Genomic DNA, 11,819 nt, shown 5'->3' with positions numbered 1-11,819 from the left:
CAGTTAAGACGAAAGGAAGGATAAAAATGGGTGAATCTTTAAATGGATTAAAGAGAAGCATGTATTGTGGTGAACCTAGAGAAGAACACATTGGAAAGAAAGTTACTCTAATGGGATGGGTTCAAAGAAATAGAAATAAAGGTGGACTAGAATTTATAGTTTTAAGAGATAGAACTGGTTTTATGCAAGTAATATTTAGTGAAGATATAAATGCTGAAGCTTTTGAAAAAGCTAAAACAGTAAAACCAGAATATTGTATAGCAGTAACTGGTGAAATAGTAAAAAGAGAAGCTCCTAATAAGGATATGGAAACAGGAATGGTAGAGCTTCAATGTACTAGCATGAAAATTCTTTCTGAATCTGAAACACCACCAATAATGGTAGTTGAAGGATTAGATGCTTCAGAGCAAATAAGACTTACAAATAGATATTTAGATTTAAGAAGACCAGATATGCAAAGAATATTCTTTATTAGAAGTGCTGCTACAAAGGCTGCAAGAGATTTTCTTCATGATAATGGATTTTTAGAAGTAGAAACACCAATACTTACAAAATCAACTCCAGAAGGTGCAAGAGATTATTTAGTTCCTTCAAGAAATTATCCAGGTAAGTTTTATGCACTTCCACAATCTCCTCAATTATTTAAGCAGCTTTTAATGGTATCAGGATTTGATAAATATTATCAAATAGCTAAATGCTTTAGAGATGAGGATTTAAGAGCTAATAGACAACCTGAATTTACTCAAATAGATATGGAACTTAGTTTTGTAGAACAAGATGACATAATGGATTTAAATGAAAAATTTATTAAGCATATATTTAAGGAAGTAATAGGTTATGATGTTAAATTACCAATTCAAAGAATGACTTTTAAAGAGGCCATGGAAAAGTATGGTTCTGATAAGCCAGATATAAGATTTGGTATGGAAATACATGACTTAACTGATGTTGTAAAAGATGTAGATTTTAAAGTATTTAAAGGTGCAATAGAAAATGGTGGATCTGTTAGAGCATTATGCTTAAAAGGTGGAGCAAGTGTAGGTAGAAAAGATCTTGACAGATTTGGTGAATTTGTAAAAACATATAAGGCTAAAGGCTTAGCATATATTCAACTTAAGGAAGAAGGTATAAAATCTCCTATAGCAAAATTCTTAAAAGAAGAAGAAATAAATAATATTATATCAAAGATGGAAGCTGAGCAAGGTGATGCAATACTTATAGTTGCAGATAAGGATTCTGTAGTATTTCAAAGTCTTGGAGCTCTTAGATTAGAACTTGCTAAAAAGTTTGATTTAATAAAAGATAAAAATGAATTTAAATTTACATGGGTTACAGAATTCCCACTATTTGAATATTCAGAAGAAGAAGGAAGATATACAGCATGTCACCATCCATTTACAGCTCCAATGGATGAAGATATTGATTTTATAGAATCAGATCCAGGTAGAGTAAGATCAAAAGCTTATGACCTTGTTTTAAATGGTGAAGAACTTGGAGGAGGTTCTATAAGAATTCATGATATGGAACTTCAAGAAAGGATGTTTAAGGCCCTTGGATTTACTCAGGAAGAAGCTTGGAAAAGATTTGGTTTCTTACTTAGAGCATTCAAATTTGGACCACCACCACATGGCGGTTTAGCATTTGGTTTAGATAGAATGATTATGTTTTTAGCTGGTACTGATAATATAAAAGATGTTATTGCGTTCCCTAAAAACCAAAATGCATATTGTTATTTAAGTGATGCACCAAATGTAGTTGATCAAAAACAAATTGATGATCTTCAATTAGATATTAAGGTTTTAGGACAAGAAGAAGATAATAATTAAATTGTATAAATAACATAGTTGTTAAAAAATGAAAATGGGAGTGTTGCTTAGAAGTTTAAAACTGCTAAGTAGCACTTCTTATTTTTTTGACATTTAATATTAAATTTAACATAATATTAAAATTAGGTACATTCTTAGTTAAAAAATCCAAAATATAATATTTATTGTAGACTTATGATAAAATTTAAAAAAATTTTCATGTAAGCGAATACAAGGCACAGAAGAATATTGACTAATAGTCATAAAAATAATATACTATGTTTATCAAATGAATATTGGTCATTAAGGAGGATGATTTAAGTGAATTTTATACAAGTATTTGTTACAGATCTTAAACGAATGGTAAAAAGTAAATTGTTTTTAATTTCTGTAATAGCAATTATAATTGTACCAGTTTTATATTCTCTTCTATATTTAAAGGCCTTTTGGGATCCTTATGGTTCTCTTGATAATTTACCAGTTGCAGTGGTAAATTTGGATGAGGGTGCAACCTTAGATGGGGAAGAGGTAAATTATGGTGCTGATGTAGTTGATAAATTGAAAACAAACGACAAAGTTAAATGGGTATTTGTTTCAACAGAAGATGAAGCAGATGCAGGATTAAATGGAAGCAAATATTATGCTAAATTCCAAATTGACAAGGATTTTTCAGAAAAAGTAATTGCTGCAAAAAGTGGCACTCCTGAAAAAGCAGGTATGGAATTTGTATGCAACCAAAAGAAGAATTATTTAGCATCTCAGGTAACATCTAAAGTTCAAAGTGTTTTAAAAGAAGAAATAGTAAGTACAATAACAAATAATTATGTTACAGCTTCTTTTGATTCTTTATATGAAGTCAAAGACGGAATGATTAGTGCAGCAGATGGAAGTTCTAAAATAAATGATGGAATTAAAGAACTTTTAGCAAAGGTTCCAGAACTTAAAGATGGAGTAAATCAATTACAAGATGGTGCTAATCAATTATATGATGGACAATCATCATTAAATAATGGACTTGGACAATTAAATAATGGTCTTTATTCACTAAATGAAGCTTCACCACAATTGTCTAATGGTTCTTTATCTTTATATAATGGTATAGGTTCATTAAAAGATGGATTAAATACTATTAATGGTGGTTTAGCACAACTTAATGAAAAAGTACCTGGTCTTTCAAGTGGATTAGGAAGCTTATATTCAGGTTCACAAAGTCTTAAGGCTGGTATCGATTCCGCTAAAAGTGGAAGTACAGAGTTAGCAAGTGGAACAAAGAATTTATATAATGCTTATACAACTACTGTTTATCCAGGTGTAGAGCAATTAAATAATGGTGTCAAAACATTACAAAGTAGCATAGAAAGTGGAGCAGATAGTATAAAGGCACTTCAAAGTGGAGCTGATACTTTAAATGCTTCAAGTGATGCAGTAAAGAAGGCATCTAATGATTTAAAGGATGGCTATTCAAATATAAAATCTGGTGTAGATCAAGTTGTTTCAGCAAGTAGTAGTACAGAACAAGTAATGAAGTCAATAGGTGAAGATTTACAAAGTGCTATGGCATCAACTGATGATAGTACAAAAAATCAAAAGATAATGGCAGCATTACAAAAAATGCAACAATATCAACAAGCTAGTGAAGGTTCTGCTGAGAAGATAAAAGCTTTATCTGAAGGAACAGCACAATTTGAGAAAAGTTATAATGAATATAATAATAAAGTTTCTGAATATACAGAAGGCGTTAAAAACTTGTCAAGTGGCACTTCAAGTTTAATTGGAAGTGTATCACAAATAAGCTCTGGTGTATCTCAGCTTAGTGGCGGAATTGATAATTTACAAAAGGGACTTAACACATCATTTGGACCAGGACTTGAAAAAATAGCAAAGGGTACTTCTTCACTTGATGGTGGCTTAAGTCAATTACAATCAGGAAGTAATAGTTTATCAAATGGTCTTCAAACTGTAAATGGTAGTGTGCCTACATTATCATCAGGAATATCACAATTATATGAAGGTTCAAATTCAGCTTTAGTAGGAGCAGATAAATTATATGCAGGGGCAAGTGATTTGCACAATGGAATTGGCACTGCTACATCTGGAATAGGTCAATTATATGAAGGTTCAAACTCAGCTTTAAGTGGTTCAAATCAATTGTTAACTGGAACAGCTAAACTTAAGGATGGAACAAATTCATTAGCAGCAGCAGTTCCAACACTTCAAGATGGTATAACTAAATTATCTGATGGTTCAGGAGAACTTGCAGAAAAACTACAAAGTGGTGCTAGTGATTTATCTGATGGACTTGTAAATTCAGCACAAGATATGGGTGATTTTGTATCAGATCCAGTAAATCTTGAAATAAAACCAATTAATGAAGTAGATAATTATGGCTCTGGTTTTGCACCATATTTTATGAACTTATCTTTATGGGTTGGAGCAATAATGATGTTCTTTGTTATTGATCCAAAAGCTAGAAGCAAGAAAGAAACTAGTAAATTTAATGGAGTATTTGGTAAATTCTTAACTAGTGCTTTTGTTGGAACATTACAAGCTATATTAGTTGGACTTGCAATTTATGCTATTGGTTTAAGACCAGAGCATATGGTACTATATTTTGCAGAATTAATATTCTTCTCACTTGTTTATGTAGCAATGGTACAATGCTTTATTACATTATTTGGTGATGTAGGAAGATTACTTAGTATTGTTTGCTTAATATTACAACTTACAGGATGTGCAGGAACATTCCCATTAGAAATGATTCCAAAGATATTCAATGTTATTAATCCATATATGCCATTTACATATGGTGTTGAAATATTAAGAGAAGTATGTGCAGCAGATGTTGTTAATTATTCAATAATTGGAAAAGATATGGCTGTACTTATGATATTCCTTGTAGTATTTTTAGTAGCAACAATTCTTTTGAAGAATGTTGGAGAAAAAGTACTTGCATGGTATGAAGAAAAGAAAGAAAATTATATGAATTACTGCGATGAAAAGTAGAATATAAAAATTTCTTTTAATAAAGGACTGATGTATAAAAATTATACATCAGTCCTTTTTTTAAGCTAGCTTTAAGCTTTACATTTTATGATTATCACATAAAGTAAAGGAGATGGTAATTTTGAATAAAAAAATTAAATTTATCATAAGCGAAATTTTAGTATGTTCTTTAATAGGAACTTCAGCTATTTGTTATGCAAAAACTGATACACAAGAAGTTCAAAGTAGTGATTCAGTTAGTGAAACAACTGCTACACCATCTGCTGAAAATAATTCAGGAAATACATCTGATAGTAGTAAGCTTATGCTTTTAATACTTGGAGTATTTTCTGCAGCAGCTCTAAAAATATCTTCTGCTAAAAAAGCTTTAAAAATAAGAAAATAGTAATTTTAATTTAGGCTTCACTTTTACTTTTATAAGTGAGGCCTTATTTTTTATAAATTTTTGTTCAAAAAATGTTAAAAAAATATTCATATTGGACGATAATTATGTATAATATAATTAAGATTCTTAAAGGGGGAATAATTATGGTTGATTTTATAAGAAATAATATTGATAGGATTATAAGGGCGGAAAATGAAAAAGTAAATGGACTTAATAAAACTAGTATTATTCATAAAGAATCTGAAAGTAGAAATCATGGCAGAGGTCAAAAATTTGATAAAGAACTTAAAAAAAGAAAATCAGTTAAAAGACAAGCTTATAATGTGGAAAGAAGATCAGAAAAAGAGCTTTTAGAAAGTAATATAATTGTTGAATCTAGTCTTAACAAAGAACTTGAAAAAAATAGAAGAATAAGTGAATTAGTAAATGAAAAGTTTGTTAATAATGAAGAACTTAAAGGTCAAATAGATTTTGAAATAGATGAAAAAAAAGATGAAATAGACGAAACAGATAGGGCCTTAAGAGAAGTAAAAAAATATAATAGTATTAGGAATAAAAATAAGCTTTAACTTTTAAAGCTTATTTCTATTTTCTATTTTTTTCTTGTAAACAATGATAATAATGAAAAAGGAGATTTTAAACTTTTACTATAAGCACTTCTACCTGATTTTAATTTGATATTTATTTTCTTTAATGAATTAGTATACTCTTCGTTATAAGGATTTATTGAAACTGATTTTCTAATATGTGTTACTCCAGAATCTATGCAGCCCTTTTTTATTAGTAATATGCCCTTTAAATAATTCCACTCTGCAGATGAGTAGTCTGAAATTAAATTTAATTTTGACTCTGCTGTTATAAAATCATCTTGATCTATTAAATCTCTAACTTCTTCACAGGTTATCATATTTGTAATTAATCTAAAAGCTTCATTAGCTTCATTAAGTTTGTTAGAAAATAAATTTCTTTCAGCATCATTTTCAGCATTTTTTATGGAATATTTTTCTATAATGTTAGAATAAGCATTTTTAATTTCTTCTGTTGATGAACTTTCAGAAATTCCTAATATTTTATATGGGTTCATAAGTATCCTCTAAAAAATTACTATATTTGAAGTATATTAAAATATATGAAAAAATATTCATGAGATATATGAAAAAATATTCATGAGTTATAGTTTAATTATTAATAATGTTTTAAATTTTTAATATATTATTAAAGCTTGTTGAATATTTTTTTTATAAGAAGTACAATTATTTTAAAGCAAATAAAATTTTAGAAGGAGGATAAAATGAAAGGAAAAAGAAATATAATTTATTTAGTATTACTTACTTTTTTGCTAAGTTTCATGCCTAAAGGATATAGTACTTTAGCTGAAGACGATATAAACATTATATCTAGTACAAATGTTACTTTAGCAACTGCAAAAGAATGGGCAAAGGAAAAGGGTGCAACAGAAACCTTTATAAATCTTGCAGATCTTTATTACAAATATTCAGGTGAACATGGGAATATTAATCCTGCCTTAGCATATGTTCAAGCAGCATTAGAAACTGGTTATGGAAATTTTGGTGGTGTAATTGATGAATCATTTAATAATCCTTGTGGTTTAAAGATTACAGAAGGTGGTAGTAATTCAGATCCTAATGCACATAAAAGATTTTCTAGCTGGGATGAAGGCGTACAAGCTCAACTAGACCATTTAGCTCTTTATGCAGGTGCAAGTAGTTATCCTAGATCAAATACATATGATCCTAGACATTTTCGATATCTTTATGGTACAGCAAAAACTGCTATGTCACTAAGTTCAAATTGGGCTGGAGCAGATTATGGAACTAAAATTATGAAGCTTTATAATGAAATTGTGGACAAGCAGTCTAAAATGCCAAGTGATGATAATTTAGAAGATGTGGTTTTACGTTATTCTAGTAAATATTATACAAATAATAGGCTTCAACTTAATGGTTGGATATTAGCTAAGAGTGCAATTAAAAATGTAGATGTTTATATAAATGGTATAAATAAAGGAAGTTTTGGACCTAGTATAAGCAGAGAAGATGTTTATAATGCTTATCCTAAATATAATCAACATAGCTCAGGATTTAATTTTGTTTGTGATATATCCGACATAGATAATGGAAATAAAACTTTAAAATTAGTTGTTACAACATATGATGGTCAGACTTTTGAAAAAAATGAAACAATAACAATACAAAAACCAAGTAGATTTTTAATAGCTTTAGATCCAGGTCATTGCTATGGTTCAGATGATGGTGCTTATGCTACTGTAAACGGTGTAAGATATTCTGAAACAGAACTTAATCTTGAAATTGCTTTAAAAACAAGAGAAAGACTTCAAAATGCAGGATATAGTATTATTATGACAAGAGAAGATAATAATCAATTGGCTGCAACTACTACAGAAAGCCTTCAAAGAAGATGTGATATAGCTAATAATGCTAAGGCAGACTTGTTCATAAGTATACATCAAAATTCCTTTAACAAAGAATCAGCTAATGGAGATGAGGTATTTTATTATTCTTCAAATGCTAAAGGTAAGGAACTAGCACAAAAGATAGCTCAAAATATTAGTAATAGCCTTGGAATGACAAACAGAGGTGGTAAAACAGGAGATACTTTATATGTGTTGAAAAATACCAATATGACTGCGGTGCTAGTTGAATGTGGTTTTATTACAAATTCATCTGATGTAAGTAAGCTTGCAAATGCAGATTGTCAATACAAAATTGCAGATGCAATTACAAGTGCTGTAATTTCTGTTTATGGTAAACCAGTAGGTTATGAAGAAGGAGAACCTGGTGAAACAACAGTAGCACCAGGTGAACCAGATAAACCAAGTAAGCCAGATACGCCAAGTGAGCCAGATACGCCAAGTGAGCCAGATACGCCAAGTGAGCCGGATACACCAAGTAAGCCAGATGCACCAAGTGAGCCAGATACACCAAGTGAGCCGGATACACCAAGTAAGCCAGATACTCCAAAACCAGATGAACCAAGTAACCCAGAAAAACCAAGCAAACCTAGTGATACTTTTGATGGAACACAAGTATTAGGTTTTACAATAATTTTTGCTATAAGCATAATAGCATGTATTAAAACAAGAAAAATAAGTTAATTTATGGTATAATTAAGATGTAAAAATGAATTAAATTCTTTTTACATCTTTTTTATATTGGGGGAATAATAATGAATTTAAAAAAATGTATAGCAGGCATAATGATTTCCATTATAAGCGTAAGTACATTTCTATGTAACAAGAAGGAAAATGCTTATGCAACAGAAGTTGTACAAGATATAAATATTATATCAGATACTGATATTTTACCTGAAAGTGCAAAGGAATGGGCAAGAAGAAGAGGGGCAACAAGTACATTTATTAATTTAGTTGACCTTTATTATAAATATTCTAAGGATCATGGCAAAGTGAATCCAGCAATAGCATATGCACAATCAGCACTTGAAACTGGATATGGAAGGTATGGAAGCGTTTTAGGGGAAGAATGTAAAAATCCTTGTGGTATGAAGCAGACTCAAGGTGGTGGTGATTATGATGCAAGTATTCACATGAGATTTGCAACATGGGATGATGGTGTTACAGCTCATTTAGATCATTTAGCCTTGTATGCAGGGGCAAAAGGATATCCTGTAAAAGATACAAAGGATCCAAGACATTTTAATGAATTATATAATAAGTGTCCTACAGTTAAATCACTTGGTGGTTGTTATGCACCAAGTTTAACATATGGTGATACTGTTTTAGAACTATATAATTCTTTAGTACAAGTAGATAAAGAATATAGACCATATGTAATAGCTAATTTACCTATAGTAGCATCAATTGATAATATTGATACTTCAAATATGCTTGAGAATAAAACAATAAAAGTAAGTGGTTATGCAATTTCAGGAAGTCCTATAAGTATATTGAATTTGTATGTAGGAGGCAAATTTAAGGCCTCATTTAATGGAAGTTATATTAGACAAGATGTAAAAGCTGCATATCCTTTATATAATACGGATACCAGTGGTTTTAGTATAGATGTTGATGTTTCAGATATGGAGGCAAAGGAACAGGAAGTTAAGCTTATTGTTACTACAAGTAATGGTAAATCATATGAAATTTCTAAAAATTTTATTTTAGAAAAAAAACCACCATTAACAATGGAACAGCTAAAACAAATTGAAAATGTAGTGTATATCAATTTAGATAAGGATATTTATAAACAATATATTCAGTATACAGTAGAAAATAATAATGTAATTGATAATTTAAATTTAATTAAAATGATATGCACAATAGAAAAAGAATTGAAAAAAAGGGATTATAATATAATAGTTAGAAGTAATGAATTGTTAAATAGTAATATGTATAATAGTGACTTAAAAGAAAGAGCAGAAATTAACATAAATAATAATTATATTTCAAATGAATTTAATAATGAGGATATAAGTAAAATATATAATAATTATGTTAGTGAAAATAATAAAACATATTTTGCTATATTTGATAATGTACAGGATTATGACGTTTATAATGAAGCTGCAGATAATATATTAAAAGATTTTATAAGTTGTGATAATGATATTAATAAGGATAGAAAAAATAATTATAAAATAATAAATTCAAAAATATCAGCTACTGATATAAAATATGATATTAAAAGAAAAAATATATTTAATGATACATTAGAAAATAACGAAAATTTAAAAGATAAATCATTTAATAATATAGGAAGAGATAAATAGCATGCACTTGTTGTATGCTTTTATATTTTAAAGATTTTTAATATGTTTATAGTGTATAATATAAGTATAAAATATTTGACAATAGGAGGGGATATTATGAAAAATAATGTAGCACAAAAGGAATTTGGTAGGTTAAAAAATCAAATTGCTCAAATAGAACAAATAGTAAAAAATTCAAAAGGCAATGCATTTATTGAACATGAAACTGTTGTACGAAAAAAGATACTTCTTCTAGAGCAAATGGATAAAGAATTTATAAAGGATTATGATAAAGTATATGAAAGATATCAGGAACTTTTAACATTTATAGGAATTAAATTAATAGAAGATTATAATAAGAAAAATAATACTGAATTTGATTATTATGAAGTTGCAAGAGGAAACTATAAGAGTTTGGTAAACTCTGGAATAATGACTGTTCTTACAAAACAACATATACCAAAAATGATTAAAAATGAATTTGAAGAAAATTTTCCTGATAATCCTAAAGATGAATATAGAGAAGCTAGAGGGATTAAAAGAAAATTTTATATTCATTTGGGGGATACCAATACAGGTAAAACCTATAATGCAGTAGAAAAACTAAAAAAATGTAAAAAAGGAGTATACTTATCTCCATTAAGAATTTTAGCTTTAGAAAATTATGAGAAACTAAACGACCAGGGAATTATTTGTAATTTACAAACTGGAGAAGAAGAAATTATAAAAGAAGGTGCTACACACACTTCATGTACTATTGAAAAATTAAATTTGAAAGAGCAGTATGAAGTTGCTATTATAGATGAAATTCAAATGATAAATGATTCACAAAGAGGAGCAGCTTGGACTAGAGCAATTTTAGGTGTAAGGGCTAAAGAAGTTCATGTATGTGGTGCAATGAATGCTAAAAAAATTATAAAAACTATTTTAGAAGATTGCAAAGATGATTATGAAATTATTGAATATAATAGAAGAATTCCATTAGAAGTTATGAAAGAAGAATTTAATTCAAAAAAGATAGAAGAAGGAGATGCAATAGTCCTATTTTCTAAGAAAAAAGTTTTGGAACTTGCAGAGGATTATTCAAAACGTGGTATAAAGGCAAGTGTTATTTATGGTGATTTGCCACCAGAAGTTAGAAAAATGCAATATGAATACTTTTTAAATAAGAAAAATAAAATATTAATAACAACTGATGCTATAGGAATGGGAGTTAATCTGCCAATACGAAGAATTATCTTTTTAAACACTAGAAAATTTGATGGTGATGAAGTAAGAGATTTAACAAGCCAGGAAGTAAAACAAATTGCAGGAAGAGCAGGAAGAATTGGAATATATGATGTTGGATATGTTGCATCTGTAGGCAGCAAGTACAAATTTTTACAGGATAAACTTAATGAAGAAGATAAGGAAATAGAAAAAGCAGTTGTAGGTCCATCTGATGCAATATTAAAAATAAAAACACTTCCATTAATAGATAAACTAGCACTTTGGAGCACAAGAAAAGAAAAATTAAATTATTACAGAAAGATGGATATAAATGATTATATAATTGTTTTGCAAAATGTAAAAAGATACAAATTAAAAGAAGAAGTTCAATGGAATTTATTAAAGGTGCCTTTTGATGTTTCACAAGATGAACTTATGAAACAATTTTTATTCTATGTAGATGAACTTTTTATATCAAAATCAAAAACAATTTCAAAACCAACTATTATAGTCGAATGTTTAGATGAACTTGAAATATATTATCAAAAAATAAACATGTATTATTCTTTCTGTAAAGTATTTAATTTAGAATTTGATATGCAGTGGATATATGATGAAAGGCAGAGAGTTAGTGAAGCTATTAATGATATTATAGTTCATATTTAATAAAA

Annotated in this window: 8 protein-coding genes; 7 read left to right on the top strand and 1 reads right to left on the bottom strand. The window is 28.7% G+C overall.

The window, feature by feature from the left end; all coding sequences use genetic code 11:
• Positions 1–26 precede the first annotated feature (26 nt).
• The 4 genes from aspS to ACTNAO_RS06860 all read left to right on the top strand — a co-directional run bounded on the left by aspS (position 27) and on the right by ACTNAO_RS06860 (position 5,762).
• Positions 27–1,826, top strand: coding sequence for an aspartate--tRNA ligase (gene aspS, locus ACTNAO_RS06875; RefSeq protein ID WP_441026342.1), 1,800 nt, complete (start codon positions 27–29; stop codon positions 1,824–1,826).
• Between the two features lie 300 nt (positions 1,827–2,126).
• Entirely contained in the window at positions 2,127–4,808 is a 2,682-nt protein-coding gene (locus tag ACTNAO_RS06870; protein ID WP_441026340.1) for a YhgE/Pip family protein, read from the top strand.
• Between the two features lie 121 nt (positions 4,809–4,929).
• Positions 4,930–5,193: a hypothetical protein gene (locus ACTNAO_RS06865; protein WP_441026338.1), complete on the top strand. Its 264-nt coding sequence runs from the start codon at positions 4,930–4,932 to the stop codon at positions 5,191–5,193.
• 143 nt (positions 5,194–5,336) lie between these two features.
• Positions 5,337–5,762, top strand: coding sequence for a hypothetical protein (locus ACTNAO_RS06860; RefSeq protein ID WP_441026337.1), 426 nt, complete (start codon positions 5,337–5,339; stop codon positions 5,760–5,762).
• 23 nt (positions 5,763–5,785) lie between these two features.
• Here ACTNAO_RS06860 and ACTNAO_RS06855 read toward each other — a convergent pair whose 3' ends face one another.
• Positions 5,786–6,277, bottom strand: a complete 492-nt coding sequence (locus ACTNAO_RS06855; RefSeq protein ID WP_441026335.1) for a J domain-containing protein — start codon at positions 6,275–6,277, stop codon at positions 5,786–5,788.
• 207 nt (positions 6,278–6,484) lie between these two features.
• Between ACTNAO_RS06855 and ACTNAO_RS06850 the strand changes: the two genes are divergently transcribed.
• From ACTNAO_RS06850 to ACTNAO_RS06840, 3 genes are all read left to right on the top strand, one after another.
• Positions 6,485–8,329 (top strand): N-acetylmuramoyl-L-alanine amidase, encoded by a 1,845-nt coding sequence (locus ACTNAO_RS06850; protein ID WP_441048060.1) that lies wholly within the window; start codon positions 6,485–6,487, stop codon positions 8,327–8,329.
• Between the two features lie 71 nt (positions 8,330–8,400).
• The gene (locus tag ACTNAO_RS06845) at positions 8,401–9,960 is read left to right on the top strand and encodes a glucosaminidase domain-containing protein (RefSeq protein WP_441026331.1); all 1,560 of its coding nucleotides are present in this window, start codon (positions 8,401–8,403) and stop codon (positions 9,958–9,960) included.
• 96 nt (positions 9,961–10,056) lie between these two features.
• A complete protein-coding gene (locus ACTNAO_RS06840) occupies positions 10,057–11,814 on the top strand; it encodes a helicase-related protein (RefSeq protein WP_441026329.1) in 1,758 nt (585 codons plus the stop codon).
• Positions 11,815–11,819: the final 5 nt, after the last annotated feature.

The sequence above is a fragment of the Clostridium sp. HCP1S3_C6 genome (genome assembly GCF_052066735.1).
Classification (GTDB): domain Bacteria; phylum Bacillota; class Clostridia; order Clostridiales; family Clostridiaceae; genus Clostridium.
This window is presented reverse-complemented; position numbering and strand designations above follow the sequence as displayed.

Bases quoted from the DNA above. Each gene is read 5' to 3' on its own strand.
- aspS (WP_441026342.1), top strand. From the start codon at position 27: ATGGGTGAATCTTTAAATGGATTAAAGAGAAGCATGTATTGTGGTGAA.
- ACTNAO_RS06860 (WP_441026337.1), top strand. From the start codon at position 5,337: ATGGTTGATTTTATAAGAAATAATATTGATAGGATTATAAGGGCGGAA.
- ACTNAO_RS06855 (WP_441026335.1), bottom strand. From the start codon at position 6,277: ATGAACCCATATAAAATATTAGGAATTTCTGAAAGTTCATCAACAGAA.
- ACTNAO_RS06850 (WP_441048060.1), top strand. From the start codon at position 6,485: ATGAAAGGAAAAAGAAATATAATTTATTTAGTATTACTTACTTTTTTG.
- ACTNAO_RS06845 (WP_441026331.1), top strand. From the start codon at position 8,401: ATGAATTTAAAAAAATGTATAGCAGGCATAATGATTTCCATTATAAGC.
- ACTNAO_RS06840 (WP_441026329.1), top strand. From the start codon at position 10,057: ATGAAAAATAATGTAGCACAAAAGGAATTTGGTAGGTTAAAAAATCAA.